Raw genomic sequence first — 26,689 nt, 5'->3', positions numbered from 1 at the left:
GCTTAGAAAATATCAAGAATAATTTGAACCCATTTTCCTGTAGTAAATTGTAAATAATCTGATAGTATTTAGTGGTAAAACAAAAATCATCGTCTGACATCTGACATAAATTAACTATTTGTCGATATAAATAATACATATAATTGGAGGTACTCATATTGAAAAAATTCATGATTGGCTTGTGTTTAATAGCTTTGTTAATAGCAGGATGTTCAACAGCATCGCAAGAAAAAGCGCAAGATAACTATAAAATTGGTATCTTACTTTCGGATGCAGGGCTTGGTGATGAATCATTTAATGACTCAGCTTTTAAAGGTCTTGAGCAAGCACGCGATGAACTAGGTATTTTGTTTGATTATAAAGAGGCGCCTGATGGCAATTACGAACAGAAGCTAGAGGAACTTGTCGCAGAAAAATATAACGTCATTATTGGTCTAGGCTTCTCTGTACAGGAGGCATTGGAAAAGACTGCGAAGAAATATCCTGATCAACAATTCGTCTTTATTGACGGACAATCAGATGTTGCAAATATCACTTCCATCACTTTTAAAGAGCAGGAAGGTAGCTTTTTACTTGGCATGGTTGCAGCAATGACGAGTAAAACTGGAAAAATAGGATTTATTGGTGGCGCAAATGTTCCAGTTATCCACCATTTTGAGAACGGCTTTATTGAAGGCGCTAAATATTATAATCCAAATATCGAAATTGTTAGTGAATATTCTGGCTCATTTGATGATACCGATGCGGGTGCCGCAATCGCAGAACGTTACATAAAGAACAAAGTAGATTTTATTTATCATGCAGCTGGATTCACAGGCTTCGGTGCCATAAAGAAAGCGGAAGAAATGGGCATATATGCGGCCGGAGTTGATATTGATCAATTTTACATTGCAGAAAAAACTGTCGTAACATCGATGTTAAAAAATGTCGACCAAGCTGTTTTTAAAATTGCTAAAACATTAGATGAGGAAGAGAAAATTTCCGAAAAATCGTTGTCATTCGGTTTAGCTGATAATGGAGTGGGCCTTGCGGATATACGTGTTATTAAACTTACACCTGAACAACAGGCTGCTATTGAAAAAGCAAAAGAAGATATTGTCTCGGGTAAAATAAAAGTTACTGCAGAAAAGGGGAACAGCCAGTGACACTACGAAAAAAGCTATTTTTGAACATACTTATTCCAATTGGACTCGCAATGGCAATGATTGGTTTTATTATCATTCAAACATTCGATATACAAACAACTGCACAAGAGGATACAGAACTATTACTGGCAGTGAAAGAACTTGAACAAAGTTTAGTTGTAGCAAGCCAATCATTAAACAACTACACTTTTTTAGATAGTGAGGCCAATAAAAATGAAGCTCTTTCAATTTTAAAAGAAACGGAAGTAAATTTAGAAAAACTATCAACTATTGCAAAAATACCTGAGCATCAGGCAATCATCAAAAAAATCCAAGGTAAATACGATGCATTAGCAAAAGCTTCAGAAGCAGGGTTTCTTGCTCACAATCGTCCTGAAATAAAAAAACAAGCAATTAGAATATCCGGTATTTTGAACGATATGTATCTACTGAAAAAAGAAACAAATGAATGGTATAAAGAAACGAATGATTTGGCAACACAAAAAATTTCTTTTATTACCACATCAACAATAATAGGAAGTATCCTTCTAATTATTGCTACTATCATTTTTTCGTATGTCGCAACGAAAAGAATTACTAAACCGATTAACCGAATCGTGGAATATGCACAATTGGTGGCTGCAGGGAATTTGACAATTGACCCCTCTTCCCTCATCTATAAGGAAGGCAGTCGAAATGAAGTTGACCAACTGACCGAGAACTTTTCCAAAATGATTGTTGGCTTAAAAAGCACCGTACAATCAATTGATCATGTAGGTAAAAATGTTGGTCTATTTACAAAAGATGTCACAAGCTATATTGAAACCGTTAACGAAGGCAGTAAACAAATTGCTACATCAACAGACGAATTGGCAAAGGGTAGCCTAACTATTTCAGAGGATATCCAGTCTGCGGCTATCCTGATGAATACGATGGCGGATCAATTTACTACTGTTCAGGAGACAAGTGAACAATCAGCAGTGAACGGTAACAAAGCACTTACTGCTGTTCAAAATGGTCGTAGCTCACTAGAGAAGCAATCCTCTATCGCGAAGGATATTTCATCCACTTCGATTAATATCAAAGAGGCTGTGACTCAATTCTCTCAATTCACAACAGAAATTGAAGGAGCGGCTAATGCAGTCCACGCGATTGCTGATCAAACAAATCTCTTAGCATTAAATGCTGCAATCGAAGCGGCACGTGCAGGCGAAGCCGGAAAAGGATTCGCAATTGTAGCAAAGGAAGTCAAAAAACTATCTCATGAAACAGAAAAGGCAACTACTTTCATCTCTTCGATGGTGACACATATACAAGATGGCATTACGCTCATTCTCTCTACTGCAGAGCATGGACATCAACTCTCAAAAGAACAATTACAATCGATGACCGATACAGAAAAGTCATTTGAGGCGATTGCATCTCATATATTAGACATTAACGATCAGTTACAGCACCTTACGAAAGATATGGAGCAAACAAGCGAAATGAGCCAGCAAATGAACAGTGCCATTGAAAACATTTCAGCTATTACGGAAGAAACTGCAGCAGGAACAGAAGAAATATCCGCTTCTACTCAGGAACAGTTAGGATCATTCGAAAAAATTAGTGAAAAGGTTTCTGAACTTCAAGAAATGACAAATACATTAACTGTAGAGCTAAAAAAATTCACATTATAATGGTAAAAACAGCTTTAGGATAAATTAATAAAAAAAGTTAGAAAAACAAAATCCCGAATAACGGACATTATTCGGGATTTTACTTAATGAAATATTTAAAGTTAACCCCATCAACTAAAGCTATTGATCCTTTCCACTTCTAGCTCAATCATTGCGCATAGAATCGTAGGAGCGAATATTTAGATGAACGAAAATGTAAATTCTAGAGTGATACCTTATTTCAAGATAAATATTTCATTGTTAAATGGAGAACTGCAACTTCATCTCCGGTGTTTTCATAGCTATGCTTTCGATTTGCTTCAAATTGAATAGAATCATATTCGTTTAATGTATATATTTCTTGTCCAACTTGAATCGAAATTTCCCCTTTCATTACTGTTACAAACTCAATAGCTCCTTCATGATGAGGTTCTGCCTCATATATGCTATTCGGTTGCAAACAAGCACGATGCATTTCCAACCCCGTTTCTTTTTTGTAACGAAATATAGTCTCTAAACGCCACATTTGATTTTCTTCTATAATAAATCCTTCTCCGCAGCGTGCAACATTTACTTTATCTTCGATAACCATAAGCCTTGACAACGGAATAGATAATCCTTTTGTAATCTTCCAAATGACGCCTAATGTAGGATTCGTTTCTCCTCTCTCAATTTTTCCTAGCGTTAATTTACTAACACCCGTTTTTTTCGCTAACTCTTCTAAACTTAATTTTTGTTCATTTCGTATTTGTCGTAACAATTGACCAACTTGCAGAATTACTTCTTTTGTTTGCATATCCTCTTGTTCTTTCATAGGAACCCCACTTTCGGTATATTATAGTTTACTTTTCACCTAAATAATTATATTATAATATATATTTAGAAAGGAGCGAACGAAATGCGTGCTATCTTATTAGGTATTTTATCATCTGCGTTTTTTTCAGCTACATTTATTATAAATCGAGTTATGAACGTATCAGGAACAAGCTGGGCTTGGACTGCTTCCTTCCGATTTTTATTCGCTTTACCCATTTTATTCTTTATCGTTCTATTTCGCAAAAACCTTCGTCCACTATGGGTAGAAATGCGTAAACATCCTTTGGCATGGCTTGGTTATGGCACAATAGCCGGAGTTGGATTTTATTCCTTATTAAGCTATGCTGCTGTATTCAGTCCTGCATGGCTCGTAGCAGGTACATGGCAAATAACCATTTTAGCTGGTTTGTTATTATCTCCGTTATTTTTTATTACATTGGAGACGAAGTCAGGAGTTAAACGAGTTCGCGGTAAAATTCCAATGCGAAGCTTACTCGTTTCCTTATTTATTTTAACAGGTGTCATTTGTATGCAATTAACAGAAGCTGGGGATATTACTATTTCTCAATTTTTATCCGGCTTCCTCCCTGTAGTCATCGCTGCATTCTTATATCCTTTCGGTAATAGAAAAATGATGGAAGTCGTTGGTGGTCGCTTAGATACATTTCAACGCGTGTTAGGCATGGCAATTGGCAGCCTTCCTGTCAGTATTATATTAGCGATTTATGGTTGGACTACAACTGGCATACCAACATCTGGGCAAATCATGCAAGGTTTCTTATTAGCATTATGTTCGGGTGTTATCGCCACAATGACATTTTTCTTCGCTACTGACTTAGCGAAAAATAACCTTTCTTTGTTAGGGGCAGTGGAGGCAACACAAGCAGGAACAATGATTTTTACTGTTCTTGGTGAAATCCTTTTTTTAAATGGTTCTTGGCCTGTTGGACTATCTTTAATCGGTATGATCATTATCATGATTGGAATGATAGCTAATAGTATTTTAAATCGTTCTGTTCCTGTATCCAGACAAAAGAAAGCAGCATAGCTTTACTTTCTTCAAGTAGCATTTTACATCGTGTAAAATGCTATTTATTTTTCATGTTGTCAAAGAGTTAAATTGTAATTCAAGATCATTCAAAGTGTCTCAATTATGCCTCAGCATAATTGCTTCCGGAGGCTTTAACTTCTTTCAGCGAGTGTTTGGATACCCGCTGAAAGAAGTTAAAAAGAGATGTTAACGCTGTTTGAACACCACCTGGACAAATAGCAATGCGATTGCCTTTTTTAACGTATTCTAACGAAGCTGATTTAGTCAAACCAACGACAACATAATTATTTGCAGATTATGCAGCTATACTGTGCTTTGATTTTCGTTCCGACTGGGCGTTTTGCCGCTGACGCTTCGCTTTCGCGCAGAGCAGAGCTTCCTGGGGCGTCCGATCCTATATACATGGCATACGTTTAACAAATGTCATCTACAACTTTTGGCGATGGGCCTCAGATGCGAACATTCAATAAAGAGAGAGCATGTCCTTTCATGAGTAAAAAACATGCTCTCTTTAATGTATTATTATAGTTTTATCAAATATATTTTTTTAATATGACAAACTGCGAATTTATGATAAAAGGTAAAATAAAAGAGACAAGTATGATTACCATTATTTACATCTAAAGAATAAAGCCCAACTTCTCCATAAATTAGTATAATGAATGATTTTCAAACGAGGGACCATCGATGCGTCCGATAGCGGGCATTTTCACCCATTTATCCTTATTCTAAGCCTTTTTTTCAATATATTCATGGTATACTTTTACAAAACTTTAGCGGAAAGGAGATTTCCACGCCCTATGTTAAAAGAACGAATCGATTTTTTGTGCAAAAAGAAAACCATCACCCGCAAAGAGCTGGTTGAAGGTTTAGTGACGCAAACCCATTTTGCCAATATCCTCGCAGAGCGTTACCCTCTCGCCGCTGATTTGGCTGAACATATAGCCTCCCGTCTCAGCGTCTCTTCTGCTTATTTGCTACAGACTTCATCTCAATCGCCGGATACATTGGCAAAGGCAGAGAGCATTTTCGAAATGTTATCCCAATCCACTGCATCCATCGATGAACAGCAGGTTAACGATCTGCCGGATCGCGACGATGCTTTAACCGTTGAGTTGACCACAGCCTTAATGAAAGCCGTATATTACCAGCAGCTTAATGACGCGGCAGCTCATGATTATTTGCACCGGAACTATTTGAATTATTACTTGGATAAATACGGTCGTCCTGACGACAATGATCTGCCCCTGCCAGCCAAAAAAGCGATGTTTTATTATAAAATCCAACTTTTCAGATCCAAACACCATTACCATGAGGCACTGCTTCAAGCACGAAAACTTGCGGAACTGCTCGCTCCAGGTAGCGAGCCATGGCTGACGGCGCATAATTTCATGCTTGAGGCCTTTATCTATTTGAAACAGTATGATCATGCGAAACAGACGTTTGAGCAAATGATGAAGCATGTCTATGAACAAAGGCTCTTTCACCGTTTGAGCGGGTTCTATCTTACCTACAGCGGTTATCAGTTTACGGTCGGACTTGTTCAGGAAGCGCTGCTAACCTTATCCATGGCGGAAGCACATTTGGTTTACACCTCCAGTCAGGGCGAAATGATGACATCCATAATGAACAACCGAATTATCATGCAAACGCTGCTGGGCGAATATGACAAAGCCGCATTGGAGATTGACCGCTTTAAAGAAATGATTCGGTGCGAACCAGAAGAAATTAGACAGAAGTTCCAACCGCTGCTCGATATTTACCGCTGCGAGTTGGAACTAAAACAAAAGCAATGGGCATTGCTCCCGCAGATGATCAAGGCGCTTGAAAACAGCGCCGAAACAATCGATCAACAAATGTCGCTGCAGTTCTACCAAAGCCAACTCTCGTTTGCGCAGGGGCAGTTCGAACGTTCAATGGAGCATGCCATGGCCTGTTTGCCTTATTTTGAGTCCATTCAGCAAACCAACCGCTTGGAGACTCTATATGAGTCGCTTGCCGTCGTCTCTGAGGATGCCAGAAAATACAAGGAATCAGCTGCCTATTACAAGAAGCTAGTTTACCTTCTGCGAAGCAAATAATAAACCGGATTTCAGTCGGAAAACCGCAATACGAATGGGCTGTTCCAAACGTTAAAAGGCGGATTTTCCGCTTTTTATTGCAGTAACAGCGTGGATCTTCGCAAAATTCACTCCTTAAACCGGAAGTAAAACCGTTGATCACCGCCACCATATTGTATCCTTTCAAACCTATTGTCGCCTTTCCATCCACTGTTTACAATTGTGATAGAGACATCGATGAACTCAAAAATACGATTGTAGCGAGGTGCTTAACATATGGGCTGGTTCGGTAAAAAGAAACATGCACAGGACAATTTGGAAAAAGCGGATCAAGTATTAAATAAAGGCTTGAGCGGCATGATGATGAAGGGTCTCATCCCCAAGCAGCATCGCGAAGCCATAAATCAAAGCATTGAGCAGACTAGGCAAGCGCAGATGGCCGCGGGAGGTTCCGTCCCTATCACTGCTACCGCTATCGTCCTTTCGGTACGCGATACCGGAAAACTGATTAATTTTGAACCGGTTGTTATTTTGGAGCTGGAGGTGACGGAAACCCGTGGCAGCCGTTATACGAAAACGCTCGAAACGCTTGTATCCAAATTACAGGTGCCACGGGCCGGGGATCACATCGGACTCGGACAGCATCCGGCCAATCCGGCGGAACTCATCTATGTTGGCCCCATGACTTGAATCTGACCGAGGAGGGATAATGATGCAAAAAATCTTAACATCACTTGGCATGATTACCGTGCTTGGCGTTTGCTTTTCCCCGCTGCTGGCTAATTGGATATGGGACGATCCCTTTATCATTATAGGTTCTCCTTGGTTTGTGCCAGCCATCTTTTCCGGCATTACCCTGTTGATTCTTCCACCCATATTGAGTAACGTCTTTGGTGTGGGTACCGTCAAGAAGGGGCAGTCAGCAGTGGGACTAATCACGAATATCCAGCAAACCGGAACGGTCATTAACAATAAACCGGAAGTCAAGCTGGAGCTGATGGTAACAAGACAGGGCCACGACAAATACCCGGCCAAGCTGCGGATGATTGTTCCTGTCGCGAATTTACCACAATTTCAGCCTGGATTCATTATTCCCTTACTGGTCTCGGAGAAAAATCCCTACAAGATCGGTTTTGATGCCAAAGGTCATATGCATCAAAATGATCTTCAATCGCTTTTTAATGAACAGCTTGTTAAACAAGGTTTGAGTCCGGACCTAGCGGATATTGCGCAAACCGGGGAGAAAGGTCTAGCTAAAGTAATGGATGTGGTACCACTGGGTATGGCCGCATCCGGAAAAATTCAACTGCAGCTTACTCTCGCCGTTACCAAACTAAACGGGGAAACATTCAAGGTGACGGTACAAAAAGATCTGCTTGTCATGAATGTTGCCCGGGTGCAGCAAGGTCAAATCATCAATGTCATCTATTCCCCGCAGGACCCTGCGAAGCTGACGATCGTGCTGCCGGTCACGGAGCAGGAAATCCGGCAGACGTTCGGTACATAAACATGGAAAAGCGTTAGCCTCCGGGTTGCAGCCAGACCTCTTCATTGTTAACTTTATTTATGGTTGAATGAAACACTAATCAAAAACAACTATGGAAAAATTAGTAAAAACCCAATCGACATGCAAATAGAAACAACCTTTCATTTATGGTACTATACACAAAATATTAGAGAAAGAAGTGAGGAAACTGAATTACGGAAAAACGATGGTTGAATTTTTTTCTAGCGTGGAAGAACTTAAACAGCTTCACAAAATAATTAATGATTACAACTTACCTATTAAAAGTGAAGATACTTTTGAAAAACAAGTGGTGGGGGTTAGTGAATATTTAAATGAACCTACTTTTATCGAAGCTCGGAATAAAAAACGATCTTTAAACATTATCTCGGGTGTTATTGCATTACCAATCGTTGTCTTTATTGTTTATATGATATTAGGAAAGCTAAAAGTAATAGATCGAGAGGACATCTTTAAAAATGTACTTGATTGGTTTTTAGCTTATCCATGGGCGTTTATTCTGTACGCTTTTGTATTTGCTTCTATTGTAATTGCACATAAATTAATAGAAAAGAAAATGTATTATAAAATATATCCTAATTTAAAGTTTAAATTATTGGAACAATTAAACTAAAATATTGAAAAGCAGTTTTTAACTAACTTTCTCTCCAAATCAATTAAAAAATACCTTTAAGGAGATAGGAAAGGGTGAGCGCTCTTTCCTATCTCTCATAATTCCAGTACTTCCTTTTACAAACTCACCATTTAGTGAAATATCTTTTAAGTCTGATTCACACTTAAACCATTCATTTATTTTTGCGTATAATGACCAATGATCATTATTATGATTGGAATGATGGCCAATAGTATTTTAAATCGTTCTGTTCCTGTATCCAAACAAAAGAAAACAGCATAGTTTTCCTTTCCCCAAGTAGCATTTTACATTAAGAGCGTGTTTTAAAACGAAAACTGATTGAACACGCTCAATTGAATTATTCATTTATAACGATGTTTAATAAAAGGCTTTAGGATAAATTAAAAACATAAGATAAGAAAAACAAAATCCCGAATAACGTTCAATATTCGGGATTTTTCTTATTTATAAAGTTAAACCACCATCAACAAGAACTATTGATCCTGTCATATAACTAGCGCGTTCAGATGCTAAGAAAGCAACCATTTCTGCTAACTCTTCTGGTGCTGCATAACGTCCCATTCGCATGTTCGGAAGTTCATCTGGAATATAGCCAGTTGTTTCAAACATTTCTGTAACACTATTTGTTAACGCTGTTTGAACACCGCCTGGACAAATAGCATTAATGCGAATGCCTTTTTTAACGTATTCTAACGAAGCTGATTTAGTCAAACCAACGACAGCATGTTTACTTGCAGAGTATGCAGCCATACTGTGTTCGCTTCGGATACCTGCTGTTGAAGCTGTATTAATGATTGAACCACTACCTTGACCTTCCATTACTTTCAAAACATGTTTTAAGCCAAGGAATACGCCTTTTACATTGATGGACATAATACGATCATATTCAGCATCATCAATCTCAGTAAGTGGTGAAATTTTTTGAATAATCCCAGCATTATTGAAAAATACATCGATACGTCCATATGTTTCAATTGTAGCATTTACATATTTCTGAACATCTTCACTTTTCGAAACATCGGCTTGAACGAAGATACCTTCGCCACCCTGTTCCTTAATCAGGCTTAAAGTTTCTTCACCTGTTTCCTTATTGAAATCGACCACTACAACTTTTGCCCCATTACTAGCAAGTTTAATACTGCTGGCTCTGCCAATACCGCTTCCAGCTCCAGTTACGACTGCAATTTTATTTAAAAGATCCATACTTTATTTCCCCCTTGATATATTTAATTCACTGTCTATTTTATTGCCAAATCAACAATTTTTATTGTATTATTCTACACAAAATAGTATTTTCTCATTGTATTTAGCCAAAAATATTACTACTTTCATGGTGATTATTAAAAATAGAAATGGGGTTAGAAAGATGAAAATCTCCTCAATCGATCTTCAATATATTTGTCAGCTAATTTATGAAACACATAATCTTTCTGTTTTTTATATCAATCAATTTGGAGAAATTACTTTTGAGTACACTTCAAAACATTTCCAAGAAAACTCACATTTTGCTCCTTTAAAAGATCACATTCGAGCATATCCATTTCATACTACTCCAAGTGATTTCCCGATTTTTTTCTCTAAAGGTAAATTAAATTTTTTCTATATTAATTTGAAAATGGATCAGCAATTTTTAGGTTCAATCATAGTGGGACCTTCACTTTCCTCAGAAATGTCTGATGAAAAAATAAATTTCTATGATGGCGATCAACCCATCCCGTCTCTCCATTACCAACAATTTTTATCAATTAGTTTATTCGTTTACTATCTTATTTATCGACAAAAACTAAACAAAACGATGGTTATACATAACAACCAAGCATTAAAGCCGATTATTATCCAGGAAGAAAATACGATTCTTGAACTTTCAAATGCAAGAAGAAACTATATTGTTCATACAAACCTTTATTATGAAAAAATATTGTTAGACTATGTGAAAAACGGGCGTAAGGATAAATTAACTGAGGTGCTGAACTACTCTATCGTCGGAGAAGCTGAACTTGGCGTACTATCTAAACATAGTCGGCTAAGAAGTTTACAGAATCTAATGATAACCGGAATAGCCCTTACTTGTCGTGCAGCCATAGAAGGTGGATTAAATGAAGAAACCGCACTTACATTAAGTGATTTCTATATTCAAAAACTCGAGGAACAAGATAGTTGGCATACAATACTCGCTTTAACAGAGGAAGCCATTTACGACTTTACTAATCGAGTATCTAAAGCAAATAAAGAAATGTTTTCTGCGACAATCACAACTTGTCATCATTATATTGATAATCACATTTATGGTGAAGTTACTTTGGATCAACTTGCAGATATCTGCCACTTAAGTCCCAATTATCTTTCATCTTTATTTAAAAAGGAAGTCGGCATTTCAATCAGTGAATATATTCAACAACAACGTATCGATGAAGCAAAGAGACTATTAACTTTCACAAATTATCCAATCTTAGATATTGGTTCATTGCTAAATTTCACTGATCAAAGCTATTTCATTAAAATCTTTAAAAAATTCACAGGCATCACACCAAAACAGTATAGAAATGAGCACTATAATAAGTAATCGACAGCCAAATTAAAGAGAAGGGGAAATTATCGCTAAGATAACAATTTCACCTTCTCTTTTAAGTTTTTTCAACACATAGCAATAGGCATAGTTTTTTTACGGAAACGGCGTTACTATCCATCCTAAGCCGAAAAAAATGACTGTAAATATCATAATAAATAATTCAATACTTAACCCCCATAGACCTAATGAACGACTTTTTTTAGAAAATAACGCAATAACGCTAAGGGGGGCTGTCAAATAAATAAACAGAAAGAGGTTATTAGACGTTATATCAATATTCGTTAATAGCGTAATATTAAGTAATAGCAGTAGACATAAGCCACTAATGACTCCAAACCATCCAGCTGTGACGAATCCCTTTTCAAATCGTTTTAACGTGACCAGTTCCATAATTTCACCTCACCTACTTTTAAATACCGTACACTATTATTCATTTTTTCTAATGATGCAAGGACCTCTTTTTTCGGTCCTGTTACTACAACCCCATAAGTCTTTACGCCATGTTTATTAATGTAAGCAATACGCTCTGGCAATGCTAAATTTTTCGCGCTAGATATCGCTGTCGCAAGCTCTTCATGGTTCTCCATAGTCTTTAAAATATCTTTAAATACTTCTTCATTTGACGCTGAATCTCGAAATGGTGACCAAGTAGAATTATCACGTTGCACAGGATAGCCAATTGGTGAAACAACGTTGCCATCTTTACTTAAATTTGTTTTTTCTACACCGGTATCGACAGCAGCCCACACGACATCGACATTAGGCATTGCATCTTCAACTTCCTTAACTGTCATAAGATCAAAAAATGAAATATAAGCTTCCACAACTGTTTCATCTGGTAAACCATTAAGCACCCGCAATTCTCGACCCGTATCCATCTTCAAATTCCTGTTTTCAGGATGTATTAGCCAAGGATTAGTTTCTGTTGGGTTTTTTGGAGCTACTTTTTCTAAAGATGTTGTCACTTCTTTTTTAGATAAGCCACCAAGGAAAAAACGTAAATCATACGTGTTCGCTTTATAGTCTTCCTCTCCTATTCGCTTATATTGCTCAAAAGCAAGCTTCATCGAAAATGGCGTAAAGGACATATCAAACTCCATTTCTTCTAATGATGTATTAGGCTCTGTAACATACAACGTTTTACTTGCTACTTCCATTAATGTTGTAGACTTTGTACCGAAGGCGTAATACATTAATGTCAACATAAAACTAATTGGCACAATCAATAATATCATCGTTAAAGTTGCAAAAATCAACTTCGATTTTGACGTAAAAATTGTTCTTTTAATAGCTTTTTGAAATTTACTTTGATCTTTTATATTTGCGATTTCTGCTTTGGAGTTGGCTATTAATTTTTCATAATCATCCATATTGTTGTCTCTCCTTTTCTATTAAAATTCTCATCTTTTTTCGACCACGTAATAAATGGCTTTTGAGCGTATTTAATTTTAAATCTAAAATATTTGACGCTTGCTCATAAGTACAATCGTGCAGATCACACAACATAATTGCCTGCTTTTCATAAGGCGATAGCTGATCGAGTAAAGAAATTAACGAATGGAAGGATTCCTCATATACCGCAATGGTTTCAGGTGTCATATGTGTTGATCGTTCAAGATTATTCGTAAGGTCCACACGGTGCTCTTTTCGTATGTAATCGATATGGGTATAATAAGCTACTTTAAATAACCATGGTTTAATGTCTTGGACCGTATTAGAAAGTAATGTAAGGTGCGCTTTATAAAAAGTATCCTGCATTAAATCCTCTGCTAATGTTGGGTTTTTGCATAAGGAATATAAATACCGATAGATATCGTTTATATAGCGCAAATAAAGCTGTTCAATGTCCATCTCTTCCCACCTTTCAATCTATCCTCGTTTCAGCAATAAGAAAAGTTGCACTAAATTCTTTTTTTTGCAATTTTATCATCTTTTGGTTAGATCTAAGAATTTCTGTGAAATATCTATGTAGTAAACGTATAAGACGATACGAGAAATCGTTTTGCTTACTTTTGCATGCACCGATAAACTTTTCCAATAGTCACAAAAAAGTCATATCGAATTCATAAGGTCGTCATAACAAAGCATTATCTTATGAATTGTTAGCATATAAGTCTTAAAAAAAAGAGGAGAAATAATTATGAAAAAAACAACTAAGCAAGCTTGGATGATTGCATCAGCACTAACAATAGGAATGGCTGTCTTCACACCGTATCAAGCTGGAGCTAAATCAGTAAAAACAACAAACGAAATAACAGTTCAAGCTGAGCAACAAATTAAAGGAACTATTAAAAGCATTGATGGAGACGGACTAAATATTAAAGGTAAAGACGGTAAAAACTACTATATCGGAATTCAGAAATTTTCAGATGCGCAAATAGAAAAAATGAAGTTAGTAGAAGGTCAGGAAATCTCTGTAGAAGGTAGCTTAGTAGAAGATTATTCAGACTTCTATACGTTTGATGTATATAAGAAAAGCTTACCTAAAGAAATAACAAAAGAAGATTTAGCAAAATTAGAAAAAATGTTTAATCAAATGAAAAAGTTAGAGAAAGGAGAGAAATATGATGAAGCAGAAAAAATTAATCTAGCAATGGATAAAATCACAAAGCCGTATATTTTAGCTAGCTGGGTACCTGTATCCTTTGAAGAGTTCATTGAAGAGTATGGATTTGGTGAAAAAAATATAGTTATTAAAGAAAAAGATAAAAAGCAGCTGAAAGATATTTATCAACAGTGGGTAAAACTAGAAAAAGCCGGTAAAGAAGAAAAAGCACAAGAAAAATTCGATGAATTCCAGAAGATTCTTCAACCTTATTTAGATGCACTATATCCACCAGTAACATTTGAAGAATACATTTCAGATATGGAATTAAATATTTCAGCTGAAGCAATGCCAAAACTAAAAACACTTTATAAAGATGCTCAAAAAGCAGATGCAGATAAAAATGATCAATTATCTGAAAAGCTATGGAATGACTTCAATGAAAAGATTAATCCTTACATGAAGCCACTTAGCTTTGAAGAATACTTATCTAACTTTGATTTCGAAATCAAAGCAACAGATAAAAAACAATTAAAAAAACTTTATGAAGAAGCAACAGCTCTTGATAAAAAAGGTGACTCTGAAAAATCTAGTGAAAAATGGGCTGCTTTCGATAAAATTTTAAATCCATATTATGAAGCAAATAAAGAAATTCTAATCTCAGCTTCTAAAGTAACGATAAAAGGCAAGGTATACCAACCATAATATAAAGACTTCTCTCTATAACGTAGGGTTGATTTTTGTTCCGACTAGGCGCTTTCCTTGGGGCTTCCGATGAGTAGATATAAATAATAGAAAGTTTAAGGGAGTTATTCCACAAGTCATGTGGAATAACTCCCTTTCTTTTGTAGTCAAACAATAAGTTCAGGTCAAACTTTTAAATCGATATCCTTCTCCATTAGTCACAAAAAAGTCATAAGGTATTCATAAGGCCATCATAACCAACCATTATCATAGACAACAATTAGAAGAGATGGAGTGGTTCAATGATAGAAATTAGAAATGTTAGTAAAACCTATTATCCCGATAAATCAACCCCAATCCCTGCATTAAAAAATGTAAATTTAATGTTAGATCACGGTGAGTTCGTTGCGATTGTAGGAGCTTCTGGCTCTGGAAAGTCTACACTTCTCAACACACTTGGAGGGCTGGATAAACCCGATTCCGGAGAGGTGTACATAAATAAAACACCTATGTCGACGTTTAACGATCATCAGTATTCTGATTACCGTAAAGATAATGTCGGATTTGTGTTTCAACATTTCCATCTAATTCCTCATCTGACTGTGTTGGAAAATGTAGAATTGGCTTTGGCTATGAGCTCGTATGAGAAAAAGGAAGCTCACCAAAAATGTGTACACGCCCTTCGAGAAGTTGGTCTGGAAAAAGCGATTCACCAAAAGGCTAATGAATTGTCGGGAGGACAGCAGCAAAGAGTTGCGATTGCAAGAGCGTTAGTTAAGTCGCCTAACATCATATTGGCTGATGAACCTACGGGTGCCTTAGATTCCCATACTTCTCAAGAAATAATTGATTTATTGAAAAGTATTTCTGAGCAAGGCCGCTTGGTCGTTGTAGTCACCCACGATGAGGCGGTTGCTGAGCAAGCTTCAAGAATCGTTCGAGTGAAAGACGGAGAGATCATCGAGGACAGGAAACAAAGTAAACGGGATTCTGTTCAAATGGAGATACCAGAAGAACCATCCCGGAAACGTTCTTTTCAACTAAAATCAGCATTTAGACTTTCTTATCACAGGATTAAGGAAAAAAGGTGGCGCTATTTCCTTGTATCCATAGGTATCTCTATCGGGATATGTGGATTTTTACTGGCTCTGGCGTTCGGGAGTGGAATAGACAACTATATACAGTATTCATCTGATAAAGTAATAGACAGTAAAAAGCTAGATTTTAAAAAGGAACAAGATTATATGGTTAGTTCCGATTATTATGAACTCAAGAAAAATGAGCATATCAAATTAGTGCAGCCTGAATTCGAGCTTTCGGCAAGAATTGAGAAAAAAGATATCATCGGCTTTGATGTCAAACCTTTGCATAAAGAAAAAAATAGAAACGATTACGCCTTGCCGAAAGTATTATATGGCCAACTTCCAAAAGATGAGGAGCACGGAATTGCCTTGTCAGAAAGCACAGCCAAAAAATTGCTAAAAGAAGACGGCAAGCTGGAAGATTTAATCGGCAAAGAGATTACTGTTAAATTTTTGTCCATGGATGAAATTACGAGCTATCCCTCTCGATGGGACACGCAAAAGCTGAAGATCTCTGCCATTACGGAACAATCTTTTATCGGAAAAGAATATTCATATATTCCATACGATTTCCACACAGAGGTTGTTAAACGTTCAAGATTTATCGGAAAAGACTCAGAAATAACGACTAACAAGTATGAAGTGTATGTGGATGATAAAAGTTCAATCAAATCCGTTGTCAACCAGTTTAAACAAAGCTATACCATTACAACACCTGAAAACGTATTGAAAGAGTTAACTAAAACATTTAAAAATATAGAGCTTGCTATTACTGGCGTTTCTATGCTAATTCTCTTAATCTCCTCTATTATGGTAGGAATTATTCTTTATATCAGTGTTTTAGAGCGAAGAAAAGAAATTGGTTTGTTCAAAGCAATTGGCGGCAGAAATAGAGAAGTTCGCTGGATCTTCTTTTCGGAAGCGATTTTATTGGGAGGCATGGCTTCTATCAATGGTACAGTGCTGGGCATTGTGGTTCAGGTTATTTTGAACCGTGTACTGGAAGCTAAAATTCATTTCGAGCTGTTACATATAGATGTATTTACAGTCCTGCTAACTATAGGATTTGGCATCATAATTAATGTATTGGCATGTATGATTCCTGCTAACCAAGCAGCAAAGTTAAATCCGATTCAACTACTTAAACAGGATTAATTATTAAAAGAAGGATGATAATTATGTTAAAAACAATACGTTTAATGTTTATGATTTTGATCATCACCATATTAACGGCATGCAACAATAATAATCAGGAACCGACAGAAAAGCCTGAAAACAAGAAGGTTGAAGACTCCCAGAAGACGAACGAAGATTCGATGGACAGCAACCCGATTGAAAATAGTAAAAAAATTAGAGAAATAACACCTGAATTAGTGAAAGATATAAAAAAGATTTTAATAGACGATGCAAGCAAGCTATGGCCATCGTTCAATAATGAGGATAAACAAATATTATTGTTAAATCCTTCAAATAAAATGGCCTATTTAATTAACAACCAGAAAACCGATATTGGACCTAAAGACGAAGTGATTGAGTATAGTACGGATTCCATAAAGGATACCCAATTGTTGGTGACGCCATTCCAACTTACGACATTCAACGGTCACCCTACCTATGTATTTAACCTTGATTTTGCGTCAGACTTGATTTCTGGCGCAGATGAGAAAGCATATGAAAATGTATTTAAGTTTATTGTCCATGAAGGGATTCATATTCTACTACAGTCTGGAGGCACTGTGGAAGGTCTTGGTACAAGAGCTGAAACATATCCCGAAGATATCGACAGTAGATATTACCGAAATGAAATGTACCAATACCTAAAAAAAGCTATTGAATCCAAGAAGAAAGATGAGAAAATCGATCAGATTCAAAAAGCGGTATATTTTTATGAATTATATTTAAATAGTAACAAAAAGAATAAGGACCAAGACGGCTACGATAATATTGAAGGAATGGCTACTTATCTAGAGTCAAAAGCATATCAGATGCTCAAACATCCAGACGCATCTGTAAAAGAATTAAATGAGTTGACTGAACAAAATATTATAGATAATTCTAATCAAGAGCAAGAAGAAGTACTCTTGATGAAGGACCGAGAATTTTATGATATCGGAGCTTTAGCCATTGCTTCTGCAGTTGACTTGAACCTTAATGACAAAACCATATTAACAGCTTCTCCTTTAGGATTGTTGAAATCTGAATTTGGCAGTAAAAAAGCTGAAGGTCATCAAAATATTAAAAAAGCGAACGATGATTATTACAATTCTTATAATAGTAAGCTAAAATCTTATGTAGATGATATAGCATCCAAACAGAAGGATAACCAGTATGCAGCAGTCAGAATCCCTGTGACGATCCAAAACTCCTCAGCTATGTTTGAGGTTATGATGGTGGAATATCAATATAAAGGGATTCCAGCAGAAATACAGACAACGACAAGAGAAATAGTCCTTCCAGATACTCGGATCAAACTTAACAAAATGAAATCTCTTTTCATAGAAGCTCCTATGGAAGGTTTGGAAGATCCGACGAAGATGAATCCAAATACGATAATGGGTTACACGATTGTATATATTCCTAAAAAGGAGATCAAATTCTCTAAAGACAAACTACTTACGATTCAAAGAAATGATTTATTAATCTTTGATGCCAAGTATGAGGAAAAAGACGGAGAATATCAAATATTGATGAAATAACGAACCCATATATTTAGCAGGCATCCTTCTTCTTTACGGTAAATAATTTTACTAAGAAGATGCCTGCTTTATTAAATAAGGAGATTTTAATGAAGCGAACGATTTTAATTATAGAAGATGAACTGAAAATTGCTAATATAATAGCTGACTATTTTACAATGAACGAATACAAAATCCTAATTGCGACGAATGGTAAGGTTGGTCTGCAAATGTTTGAAGAAGAAACAGTCGATTTAATCATTCTCGACATCATGCTACCAGAAATCGACGGATTCTCCGTGTGCAGAAGAATTAGAAAAAAATCAGATATTCCTATCATCATGCTGACAGCACGATCAGAAGTAGAAGATCAGTTGATGGGCTATGAATTTAAAGTGGACGATTATATGACTAAGCCGTTTAATCCTGAGATTCTAGTAGCTAAATCTAAAGTTCTTCTCGATAGAATCTATACTGTTAAAAAAGAAGATAGAGACAAAGAAACCTTGCAGCTAAAAGGAGTCACGATTAACAAACTTACACGTGAAGTATGGATAGATAGCACGTCCATTGAATTAGAGCCAAAACAATTTGATCTTTTACTGTATTTGATGGAAAACAAGCATATTGTCTTGTCCAGAGATCAAATATTAAATGAAGTATGGGGATATGATTATTTCGGAAGCGCAAGAGTAGTTGATGCGCAAGTCAAAAAACTTAGAAAAAACTTACAGCATAAAGCCTACCTTATTAAAACTGTATTTGGTTTAGGGTATAAATTCGAGGTGGAATAATGCGAAAAAGAGGGATTGCCTACAAGCTTTTTTTAATTCATATCTTATTATTTACTGCTATATTTATAGTCCAAATCGTCTTTCAATCGATTTATTTCGAACCTTACTATATCCATAATAAGAAACAAAATATGGAAGAGTTTGCCCATACAATAGAATCAAAGATTAAAAACCATGAGTCGACTGACACAATTAATCAGTATATCACTGAAATGTCAGAGAGTAACAATGCTATTATTTCGGTTATCAATAATCAACTTCAGGCTCATTACGGAGCGTCTTTAAACAATAATTACTCGCAATTCGTGATCAGAACGAAGGACAACAAGGAGTATAAAATCGTAGATGACTTTATGTCTATTGACTATAAAGAAATAAATAAAGAGAACAATATCTCAATCGAGGGTCTGCTATTAGATGATAAGGAATCCTTAGTTCTCCCGAAAAAAATCAAAATTGGTACTCGAATTTTAGAGCCAACCGATGCATCTACGATATTTTTTGAAGGAATCACTATAAGTGACAATGAAATGATGAATGAACAGCCTAAGCCCATTACAATTGAAGGGAAAGTGATTTCTAAACCAACTGAAAGTAAATCCTTCACAGCACAAAAAAATGTCCTCATTCAAGAAATGATTGTCATGACAAATAAAAATGAAGGTCAAACGTTACCTAATCAAATATATCCGGTACGGGACACACAGACAGACATTAATAATTTGATGTTAATTGAAAATGTGGAAGGAACAGATTTGGTAATACTTGCTGTCACTTCTCTTCAATCTGTGGATGAGGTTATTGGCAATTTAAATCAGTACTATATTATTTTATTTGTTTTTACGATGATCATCGTTATTATAATAGCTATTATTTTTTCCAAGACATTATCTAAACCTCTTGTTAAAATGAGCACGATCGCGAATCAGATTGCACATCAAAATTTCAGTGAAAAATATTTTGTCAAGTCCAAAGACGAACTTGGACAAATGGGTGAAGCATTAAACAAAATTTCTACAAACCTAGAACAGAAAATTACGGAATTAGTCCATGCCAATGAAAAACTTGCACAAGATTATGAATTACAGTTGAAGTTGAAGGAAAAAGAAAAAGAGTTTGTTGCCAACGTGTCTCATGAATTAAAGACTCCTTTAACCGTAATAAACGGTTATATTAAAGGCATAAAAAACGGTGTATATGAGCAAAACGACTTAAAATATTGTGATGTTATTTTGGATGAAGTCGATCGAATGACGGAAATGGTACAAGAAATGCTTGATATTTCGAGACTAGAGTCCCCTATTTATCAGCTTACTGAAAGCACCTTTGACTTATGGCATACATTTTTAAAGGTGTACGATAAATTCAAAGCAATGGCTGACGAAAAAGGCTTGCAGGTTCTGTTTGAAATTGATGAGGAAGCTTATGTAAATGGAGATATAAAAAGAATCGAGCAAGTCATTACCAACCTATTTGTCAACGCTGTAAAATATACGCCAAAACATAACCGTATCAACATCAAAATTGTCTATCTAGAGGGTTTAAATAAATATATGTTTAAAATTGAAAATGAAAATATTTTCATTCCCTATGATGAAATCGAACAAATTTGGGATCCATTTTACAGAATAGAAAAATCAAGAAGCAAAGAATTTGGTGGTTCTGGCTTAGGTTTAGCTATTGTAAAACAAATATTGGAACGTCATATATAGTAGCTTCGGCGTAAATAACACTGAAAACGGAGTTGAATTTTACTTTGACTTGAGAGCAGTTAGTACAGATTATTTGGACTACTAAGGAAGAATATTAGAGTTAACGTAGGGATGATATAGGTTCATTGCTAAACTTCACAGATCAAAGCTATTTCCACGCCAAAACAGTATAGAAATGAGCAATATAACAAGTCATACGGTAGCCAAATTAAAGAGAAGGTGAAAATATTTACTAAACAACATTTCACCTTCTCTTTTAAGTTCTTTCAACCCTCATAACTTCATCACTAAAATCCAATGTGCTAATGCGTACTCGTTAGATACTGAAAATAAATCACCTTTCATTTCGATGTATTTCATTTTGTCCCTTCCTTTCCCTACATTTAACCAATTATAATTCCTATCCTTCAATTTAAACATGTAATGTATTTCAAAAAAAACAATTATCTTCATGCTTAAAATTATCATTTAAAAGTTCTTACACTTGAAATGCTTTTCAAAAATCTAATGTATTGTGTAATACCTAGTTGTCCTTTTACATAGTTTATATTAAAACGGAATCATTACAGTTTACAAAGATAATGACTTCAGGGAGGTAAATGTGGAACGTCTTTATATTCCTAAATATCTATTTAATTTTTGGTTCATTTTCATTTTATTTTTATTCTTTATTCAACCATTCTTAATAGTCTACTCAACATTTGAGACTCTCGCTTCGTCCATTATGAATCTTAATACTATATTTATTAGTATTTTAATTGAGGCTCTCCCCTTTGTGCTAATTGGAGTCCTTATTGCAGGATTTATTCAAATTTTTATAACTGAAGATCATATTCAAAAGTGGATTCCTAAAAATAAATTTATGGCAGTTTTAATGAGTTGCATTGTTGGGGCATTATTTCCTGCTTGCGAGTGTGGAATAGTACCTATTGTTAGAAGGCTGATTTCAAAAGGAGTACCTATACATGCCGCAATAGGATTTATGTTAACTGGCCCTCTTATTAATCCGATCGTTATTCTCTCTACCTATATGGCATTTGGCAATGACTTAAAAATAGCAGGCCTACGAATGATTTTAGGCTTCTTCATTGCTATTATCATATCTTTAATAATTAGCTTACTTTTTAAGGGGACACAATTCAAACGAGGGATTCAAACAGATTCATCACGTAAAGACGTAATAAAAACTTCATTCATAAGAAAGTTATTTAATATGTTACAACACTCTATAGATGAATTTTTTGACATGGGAAAATATTTAATAATAGGGGCATTTTTAGCTGCAATTGTACAAACGTATGTGTCGACAAAAACATTAGTCGAAATAGGAAATGATGTATCCTCTTCAATAGTCGTAATGATGGGCTTAGCATTTATTTTATCACTTTGCTCTGAAGCGGATGCATTTATAGGGGCTTCTTTTAGCTCTATTTTCTCCACACCTTCCATTCTAGCATTTTTAATTTTAGGACCTATGATTGATCTGAAAAATACAATTATGTTGATAGGAGTATTTCGCTTTAAGTTTGTAATGTGTTTATTAATATTAATTGCCGCTGTTGTCTATTTTAGTTTATTTATACTTTCAAGTTATATATAAGGGGGAAAACATGAAATTTCACTTTCAACAAGCAGTAAGAGCTATCATTTTATTAGCTTTTTCTGCCATGATTTTCAACCTACATTGGACTGGAGAAATAACAAAATTCATTAATCCAAAATACGAAAATTTAAGTAAAACAGTTGCTATTTTATTCTTACTTTTATTTTTTGTTCAATTGACAAGGATTTTTTCTTTTTCAACTAAAAAACAACATTGTCACAGTACTGAACAAGCTTGTTGTACTCAACACGACCACGGAGATTCACCTATTAATAAAAAAAAGGTATTTTCTTATCTAGTTATCATTACTCCATTACTTACTGGTTTCTTTATGCCTGCGAAAGTACTGGACGCTTCTATAGCTGACAAAAAAGGTGCTTCTTTAATTCTCACTAAACAATCCCAAACATCTAAAATAGAAGACTATATCACTTCAAATAGAACCGTTAACGAAAATATATATGACGAACATGCTCAAGATCCAATGTTGATGGAAGAAAGGCAGGAGATGCCTAAAAAAGAATACGAACATTTAAAGGAACAGCTCTCACAAAATCAAACTATTAAAATGACAGATAAGGATTACACTATTTATTATGAGGATATTAATAAAGATTTATCAAAATATCTAGGGAAAAAGATACAATTGAAAGGTTTTGTTTTAAATGAAGATAGCTTTCCTCAGAATCAATTGGTCATTTCAAGATTTCTCATTACTCACTGTATTGCTGACGCAAGTATAGTAGGCTTTCTAGTAGAATTTCCAGAAAGTAATACTCTAGATAATGATACATGGATTGAAGTAATTGGAACAATCGAAATTACAACATACAATGGAGAAAGCTTACCCGTTATTAAAGTGGATAATTGGGTGAAAATAGAAGAGCCTGAAAAACCTTATCTATATCCAATTGATATTCTCATAAGCTTTTAACATAATATTGACAAAAGGCAATGAGGGATCACCTTCATTGCCTTTTGCCACATATGATAGATTTGAACATTCCAACTCATTCGAAGATACAGACTTTTTTATTTATTGTACACCAATATAGAATGCAATAATTAAACCGATTAAAGCAATAACCATCCAAATCAAAATTAATTTCCAAACGAATTTAACCCATTTGTCATATGGTATACCTGCAATACCAAGGTAGCCCATAAGCGCTGCTGAAGTAGGAATAATTGAGTTACTAATTGCATCACCATATTGGAAGGCAAGAACAGCTAATTGACGAGGCATATCGAGAATATCCGCCAACGGAACCATGATTGGCATCGTTGTTGCAGCTTGACCACTTCCAGATGGTATAAAGAAGTTAGTAAATGTTTGTGCAATGTACATTCCTATGACGCCAAATACAGGTGGCAATTGGCTAATAGTATGTGATAAGCCATAAACGACCGAATCTATAATCGCTCCGTTATCCATTACAACCAAAATTGTACGAGCGAAACCTACTATTAATGCACCAAATGCAACAAGTTTCATCCCTTCAACAAACGCGGCGAATGTTTTATTGACACCTAATTTTCCAACAATCCCTGCTAAAAATCCAATAATCATAAATGATGCGGCTAATTCGTTCAAAAACCAATCCTGCTTGATTACCCCGTACATATTAACGCCAATTCCGCCGAAAAGAATAACTAATACAAGTTTTCGATTCCAAGTAAATTCAGGAATTTCGTTATCATCTGTACGTACAGTACGATCAATTTTTTCTCCATATAGGACAGAAGCTTTAGGATCAGCCTTTACTTTTGCGGCGTATCGCATTACATAAAAAATTGCCGCTGCTAAAATAAAGACATACACACAAGAACGGAATAAGAACCCTGAGAATAGTGGTATTTCTGCAATCCCTTGTGCAACCCCTACTGTAAATGGGTTTAACATACCACCAATGAATCCACTTGCTGCACCTAGTGTAATCATTGCGGTACCAACAATGGCATCATAGCCAAGTGCAATAGCGATACCAATACCAATTGGTACAAAAATAATGTTCTCTTCTGATGTCCCTGTCGTAAAACCAAGAATTGAAAAGATAATCATAATTAAAGGTATAAGTAATTTATCTTTTGATTTTAATTTTGAAACAACTACATTAATCCCAGCATCAATGGCCCCTGTTGTTTTAATAATCCCAAATGCTCCTCCAAGTAGGAAAATGTAGAAAATTATTTGTGATCCAGCTTGCATCCCTGCAGGAATCGAAGTAAATAATTCGAATAATCCGACTGGATTCTGCTCTACCGAATGGTAACTACCATCGACTACGTATAGCTTGCCATCAATCTCTTCTTTGTCATATTTACCAGCTGGTATAATATAAGTTCCGATTGCAGCAATAAGTATGACTATAAATATAATTGCATATGTATGCGGTACTTTCATCATTTTTTTCACAAGCAAATCTCCTCCCTTGTTAATGCGAATAATTATACTATACAGGAATACAGCAGAGAGTTGTATATTGTTTTTTCTCGAAAAAACATTAAAATTATCTTAAAATCACAATTTATCTCTCTGCATAACTATTAAAAGTTGGGAATATATTAGTTTAGAAAACAATAAAATTATATAAAAATATTAATTTCATCGACTGTTAATTGTATTGGAAAGGGGAGATAACAAACAATTATTTACTATTTCGAAAATCTATAATGAATAAAAATAAAAAGTAATTAAATCAAACACTCAGAAAATGCTTCACTTTTTTCTATCCGTACTTTTCTTCATTTGAACTAAATACTATTGATTGGATAAATGTAAATGTCTATTGCCTAGATAATTACTTTCTATCGAGTTTCCCTTTAGCTCGCACATCCTTTCGTCTTTGAATTTTTTCATGTGTTAGTTGTAAAGAGTGTTTTAGTGTCTGTGTCCTCTTAGTTTGTTGCAGTGCAATAATCATTGCTGGAATTAAGCTAGCTTCAGAAACGGGTTTAACTAGATAGCCCATAATATTATCTTGCCTAGACTTTTCTATAAATTCTTTTTGGCTATAAGCAGTAATCAGCAGCACTGGTATATCTAGCTGACGACCAATAACCTCGCTTGCTTTTAAACCATTAATTTTTGGCATTTCAATATCCATTAACACAAGGTCCGGTTTTAACTTAAAAGCGAGTTCAATCGCACGATCCCCATCCCTTGCTTCCCCAACTACCTCATAGCCGTTATGTCGAAGCATCATTTTTAAGTCCATTCTAATAATTGGTTCATCCTCAGCAATCAGAATCCGTTTTTTCATAAAACATCACAACCTTTCTGGACAGGGAGAATACTACATTTATAAATTTCTTTGTTGAGCAAAAGACACTCCTGTACACTTTGCATGAAGCATTTGTTCGATTAAATCAGATAGATAGGCACCCGCTTCAACTGAAGTCAATCCATCTTTATGGATATTTGAAATGACCGTCCGATCCGCTTCAACTGTTTTTTCAGTAGGCCTATAAATCATGTATGCGCTCAAGCTTTCATCTGTATTTAGACCTGGCCTTTCACCAATCAATGAAATGACAAGGTCACAATTAACAATAGCCGCTACTTCGTCTTGCACCCATACACGACCTCGCTTAATAAAAAACGGCTTTGCGACGCTTATATTTTTTAATTTTAGCCCTTGTATTAAAGCAGGCAGTAAATCAACTACATTGGCTTCTACCGCAGAGGAGCTCAATCCATCACAAACAATAATTTGAACTTCTTTGCCCTTATCCCCGTTCTTTTCAAGATACTTAATAGATTCATCCGATAACTTTCGACCAGCATCTAAATCCATTAAGTAAGTTTTCATATCACTAGCTTTCGTCTCCAGCTTATGCAACCCCATATTCTGAAGAAAATTATCACTTACATCTCTTAAAACAGCATCCTGTGCAGCTGCATGATCAATTAAAAATTGTAAATAGCTCGTCGTCAACATACGAGTTCCAGTTCGACCAATACCAATACGGGCAGGTGTAATACTTTGTGCTCGTTCTATAGATGCAGTATTATGCGGCTTGTCTACCCCTTTTATACGATCTTCCGGAAAATATATGATTTCTTCTTTATTTTGATCGGTATCGTTTTTTGGTGAATTCATGTTTTTCTTCACTTCTTCTACTACTCTTTGAACTATTTCTTGAATATCCATTTT

23 protein-coding genes are annotated in these 26,689 nt (G+C 35.5%); 15 read left to right on the top strand and 8 right to left on the bottom strand.

All coding sequences use genetic code 11. From position 1 onward, the window contains the following. Positions 1–170: 170 nt before the first annotated feature. Together AC1DCY_RS09625 and AC1DCY_RS09620 are read left to right on the top strand one after the other, a co-directional pair. A complete protein-coding gene (locus AC1DCY_RS09625) occupies positions 171–1,145 on the top strand; it encodes a BMP family lipoprotein (RefSeq protein WP_477349633.1) in 975 nt (324 codons plus the stop codon). Further along, a complete protein-coding gene (locus tag AC1DCY_RS09620; protein ID WP_477349563.1) occupies positions 1,142–2,803 on the top strand; it encodes a methyl-accepting chemotaxis protein in 1,662 nt (553 codons plus the stop codon). Before AC1DCY_RS09625 ends, AC1DCY_RS09620 begins: the two co-directional genes overlap by 4 nt. Positions 2,804–3,023: 220 nt before the next feature. Here AC1DCY_RS09620 and AC1DCY_RS09615 read toward each other — a convergent pair whose 3' ends face one another. Continuing rightward, the gene (locus AC1DCY_RS09615; RefSeq protein WP_477349561.1) at positions 3,024–3,596 is read right to left on the bottom strand and encodes a helix-turn-helix domain-containing protein; all 573 of its coding nucleotides are present in this window, start codon (positions 3,594–3,596) and stop codon (positions 3,024–3,026) included. Between the two features lie 84 nt (positions 3,597–3,680). Here AC1DCY_RS09615 and AC1DCY_RS09610 point away from each other — a divergent pair, with 84 nt between their 5' ends. The 5 genes from AC1DCY_RS09610 to AC1DCY_RS09590 all read left to right on the top strand — a co-directional run bounded on the left by AC1DCY_RS09610 (position 3,681) and on the right by AC1DCY_RS09590 (position 8,847). After that, complete coding sequence (locus tag AC1DCY_RS09610) at positions 3,681–4,646, top strand: DMT family transporter (RefSeq protein ID WP_477349559.1); 966 nt, start codon at positions 3,681–3,683, stop codon at positions 4,644–4,646. A gap of 803 nt (positions 4,647–5,449) precedes the next feature. Next, positions 5,450–6,730: an XRE family transcriptional regulator gene (locus AC1DCY_RS09605; protein ID WP_477349557.1), complete on the top strand. Its 1,281-nt coding sequence runs from the start codon at positions 5,450–5,452 to the stop codon at positions 6,728–6,730. A gap of 255 nt (positions 6,731–6,985) precedes the next feature. Continuing rightward, complete coding sequence (locus AC1DCY_RS09600; RefSeq protein ID WP_477349555.1) at positions 6,986–7,399, top strand: hypothetical protein; 414 nt, start codon at positions 6,986–6,988, stop codon at positions 7,397–7,399. Positions 7,400–7,421: 22 nt separating this feature from the next. Further along, the gene (locus tag AC1DCY_RS09595; protein ID WP_477349553.1) at positions 7,422–8,216 is read left to right on the top strand and encodes a hypothetical protein; all 795 of its coding nucleotides are present in this window, start codon (positions 7,422–7,424) and stop codon (positions 8,214–8,216) included. 178 nt (positions 8,217–8,394) lie between these two features. Next, a complete protein-coding gene (locus AC1DCY_RS09590) occupies positions 8,395–8,847 on the top strand; it encodes a DUF6097 family protein (protein ID WP_477349551.1) in 453 nt (150 codons plus the stop codon). Between the two features lie 465 nt (positions 8,848–9,312). Here the strand turns inward: AC1DCY_RS09590 and AC1DCY_RS09585 are convergent, their stop codons facing one another. After that, the gene (locus tag AC1DCY_RS09585) at positions 9,313–10,071 is read right to left on the bottom strand and encodes an SDR family NAD(P)-dependent oxidoreductase (protein WP_477349549.1); all 759 of its coding nucleotides are present in this window, start codon (positions 10,069–10,071) and stop codon (positions 9,313–9,315) included. Between the two features lie 163 nt (positions 10,072–10,234). Here AC1DCY_RS09585 and AC1DCY_RS09580 point away from each other — a divergent pair, with 163 nt between their 5' ends. Further along, the gene (locus AC1DCY_RS09580) at positions 10,235–11,431 is read left to right on the top strand and encodes an AraC family transcriptional regulator (protein ID WP_477349548.1); all 1,197 of its coding nucleotides are present in this window, start codon (positions 10,235–10,237) and stop codon (positions 11,429–11,431) included. Positions 11,432–11,530: 99 nt separating this feature from the next. Here AC1DCY_RS09580 and AC1DCY_RS09575 read toward each other — a convergent pair whose 3' ends face one another. The 3 genes from AC1DCY_RS09575 to AC1DCY_RS09565 are packed head-to-tail and all read right to left on the bottom strand — an operon-like array spanning position 11,531 to position 13,288. After that, the gene (locus AC1DCY_RS09575; protein ID WP_477349546.1) at positions 11,531–11,827 is read right to left on the bottom strand and encodes a hypothetical protein; all 297 of its coding nucleotides are present in this window, start codon (positions 11,825–11,827) and stop codon (positions 11,531–11,533) included. Further along, complete coding sequence (locus AC1DCY_RS09570) at positions 11,809–12,807, bottom strand: anti-sigma factor (RefSeq protein ID WP_477349544.1); 999 nt, start codon at positions 12,805–12,807, stop codon at positions 11,809–11,811. Before AC1DCY_RS09570 ends, AC1DCY_RS09575 begins: the two co-directional genes overlap by 19 nt. Then, positions 12,800–13,288, bottom strand: coding sequence for a sigma-70 family RNA polymerase sigma factor (locus AC1DCY_RS09565; RefSeq protein WP_477349542.1), 489 nt, complete (start codon positions 13,286–13,288; stop codon positions 12,800–12,802). The genes AC1DCY_RS09570 and AC1DCY_RS09565 overlap by 8 nt, the downstream gene beginning before the upstream one ends. Positions 13,289–13,577: 289 nt before the next feature. Between AC1DCY_RS09565 and AC1DCY_RS09560 the strand changes: the two genes are divergently transcribed. The 7 genes from AC1DCY_RS09560 to AC1DCY_RS09530 all read left to right on the top strand — a co-directional run bounded on the left by AC1DCY_RS09560 (position 13,578) and on the right by AC1DCY_RS09530 (position 23,466). Continuing rightward, positions 13,578–14,687 carry a hypothetical protein gene (locus AC1DCY_RS09560; protein WP_477349540.1) on the top strand — a complete coding sequence of 370 codons (1,110 nt, stop codon included), beginning with the start codon at positions 13,578–13,580 and terminating at the stop codon, positions 14,685–14,687. A gap of 281 nt (positions 14,688–14,968) precedes the next feature. Next, on the top strand, positions 14,969–16,903 hold the full coding sequence (locus tag AC1DCY_RS09555; RefSeq protein ID WP_477349538.1) for an ABC transporter ATP-binding protein/permease: 1,935 nt from the start codon (positions 14,969–14,971) through the stop codon (positions 16,901–16,903). A gap of 23 nt (positions 16,904–16,926) precedes the next feature. Next, positions 16,927–18,444 carry a hypothetical protein gene (locus AC1DCY_RS09550; protein ID WP_477349536.1) on the top strand — a complete coding sequence of 506 codons (1,518 nt, stop codon included), beginning with the start codon at positions 16,927–16,929 and terminating at the stop codon, positions 18,442–18,444. An 89-nt stretch (positions 18,445–18,533) separates the two neighbouring features. Beyond that, entirely contained in the window at positions 18,534–19,217 is a 684-nt protein-coding gene (locus AC1DCY_RS09545) for a response regulator transcription factor (RefSeq protein WP_053482651.1), read from the top strand. After that, a complete protein-coding gene (locus AC1DCY_RS09540) occupies positions 19,217–20,929 on the top strand; it encodes a sensor histidine kinase (RefSeq protein WP_477349535.1) in 1,713 nt (570 codons plus the stop codon). Before AC1DCY_RS09545 ends, AC1DCY_RS09540 begins: the two co-directional genes overlap by 1 nt. Before the next feature lie 601 nt (positions 20,930–21,530). Further along, positions 21,531–22,529: a permease gene (locus AC1DCY_RS09535; protein ID WP_477349533.1), complete on the top strand. Its 999-nt coding sequence runs from the start codon at positions 21,531–21,533 to the stop codon at positions 22,527–22,529. Positions 22,530–22,539: 10 nt separating this feature from the next. Next, the gene (locus AC1DCY_RS09530) at positions 22,540–23,466 is read left to right on the top strand and encodes a TIGR03943 family putative permease subunit (RefSeq protein ID WP_477349531.1); all 927 of its coding nucleotides are present in this window, start codon (positions 22,540–22,542) and stop codon (positions 23,464–23,466) included. Positions 23,467–23,568: 102 nt separating this feature from the next. Here AC1DCY_RS09530 and AC1DCY_RS09525 read toward each other — a convergent pair whose 3' ends face one another. From AC1DCY_RS09525 to eutC, 3 genes are all read right to left on the bottom strand, one after another. Continuing rightward, on the bottom strand, positions 23,569–24,939 hold the full coding sequence (locus tag AC1DCY_RS09525; protein WP_477349631.1) for a YfcC family protein: 1,371 nt from the start codon (positions 24,937–24,939) through the stop codon (positions 23,569–23,571). 394 nt (positions 24,940–25,333) lie between these two features. After that, a complete protein-coding gene (locus AC1DCY_RS09520) occupies positions 25,334–25,795 on the bottom strand; it encodes a response regulator (protein ID WP_477349529.1) in 462 nt (153 codons plus the stop codon). Positions 25,796–25,834: 39 nt separating this feature from the next. Then, positions 25,835–26,686, bottom strand: a complete 852-nt coding sequence (gene eutC / locus AC1DCY_RS09515; RefSeq protein WP_477349527.1) for an ethanolamine ammonia-lyase subunit EutC — start codon at positions 26,684–26,686, stop codon at positions 25,835–25,837. Between the last annotated feature and the right edge of the window lie 3 nt (positions 26,687–26,689).

Source organism: Lysinibacillus sp. 10T31, from assembly GCF_056394365.1.
The sequence above is the reverse complement of the archived record's forward strand: the minus strand, read 5'-3'. Positions and strand labels throughout refer to the sequence as shown.

Bases quoted from the DNA above. Each gene is read 5' to 3' on its own strand.
- AC1DCY_RS09625 (WP_477349633.1), top strand. From the start codon at position 171: ATGATTGGCTTGTGTTTAATAGCTTTGTTAATAGCAGGATGTTCAACA.
- AC1DCY_RS09520 (WP_477349529.1), bottom strand. From the start codon at position 25,795: ATGAAAAAACGGATTCTGATTGCTGAGGATGAACCAATTATTAGAATG.
- AC1DCY_RS09530 (WP_477349531.1), top strand. From the start codon at position 22,540: ATGAAATTTCACTTTCAACAAGCAGTAAGAGCTATCATTTTATTAGCT.
- AC1DCY_RS09615 (WP_477349561.1), bottom strand. From the start codon at position 3,596: ATGAAAGAACAAGAGGATATGCAAACAAAAGAAGTAATTCTGCAAGTT.
- AC1DCY_RS09545 (WP_053482651.1), top strand. From the start codon at position 18,534: ATGAAGCGAACGATTTTAATTATAGAAGATGAACTGAAAATTGCTAAT.
- AC1DCY_RS09595 (WP_477349553.1), top strand. From the start codon at position 7,422: ATGCAAAAAATCTTAACATCACTTGGCATGATTACCGTGCTTGGCGTT.
- AC1DCY_RS09575 (WP_477349546.1), bottom strand. From the start codon at position 11,827: ATGGAACTGGTCACGTTAAAACGATTTGAAAAGGGATTCGTCACAGCT.
- eutC (WP_477349527.1), bottom strand. From the start codon at position 26,686: ATGGATATTCAAGAAATAGTTCAAAGAGTAGTAGAAGAAGTGAAGAAA.
- AC1DCY_RS09555 (WP_477349538.1), top strand. From the start codon at position 14,969: ATGATAGAAATTAGAAATGTTAGTAAAACCTATTATCCCGATAAATCA.
- AC1DCY_RS09605 (WP_477349557.1), top strand. From the start codon at position 5,450: ATGTTAAAAGAACGAATCGATTTTTTGTGCAAAAAGAAAACCATCACC.
- AC1DCY_RS09560 (WP_477349540.1), top strand. From the start codon at position 13,578: ATGAAAAAAACAACTAAGCAAGCTTGGATGATTGCATCAGCACTAACA.
- AC1DCY_RS09525 (WP_477349631.1), bottom strand. From the start codon at position 24,939: ATGATGAAAGTACCGCATACATATGCAATTATATTTATAGTCATACTT.
- AC1DCY_RS09550 (WP_477349536.1), top strand. From the start codon at position 16,927: ATGTTAAAAACAATACGTTTAATGTTTATGATTTTGATCATCACCATA.
- AC1DCY_RS09600 (WP_477349555.1), top strand. From the start codon at position 6,986: ATGGGCTGGTTCGGTAAAAAGAAACATGCACAGGACAATTTGGAAAAA.
- AC1DCY_RS09580 (WP_477349548.1), top strand. From the start codon at position 10,235: ATGAAAATCTCCTCAATCGATCTTCAATATATTTGTCAGCTAATTTAT.
- AC1DCY_RS09565 (WP_477349542.1), bottom strand. From the start codon at position 13,288: ATGGACATTGAACAGCTTTATTTGCGCTATATAAACGATATCTATCGG.
- AC1DCY_RS09570 (WP_477349544.1), bottom strand. From the start codon at position 12,807: ATGGATGATTATGAAAAATTAATAGCCAACTCCAAAGCAGAAATCGCA.
- AC1DCY_RS09540 (WP_477349535.1), top strand. From the start codon at position 19,217: ATGCGAAAAAGAGGGATTGCCTACAAGCTTTTTTTAATTCATATCTTA.
- AC1DCY_RS09610 (WP_477349559.1), top strand. From the start codon at position 3,681: ATGCGTGCTATCTTATTAGGTATTTTATCATCTGCGTTTTTTTCAGCT.
- AC1DCY_RS09585 (WP_477349549.1), bottom strand. From the start codon at position 10,071: ATGGATCTTTTAAATAAAATTGCAGTCGTAACTGGAGCTGGAAGCGGT.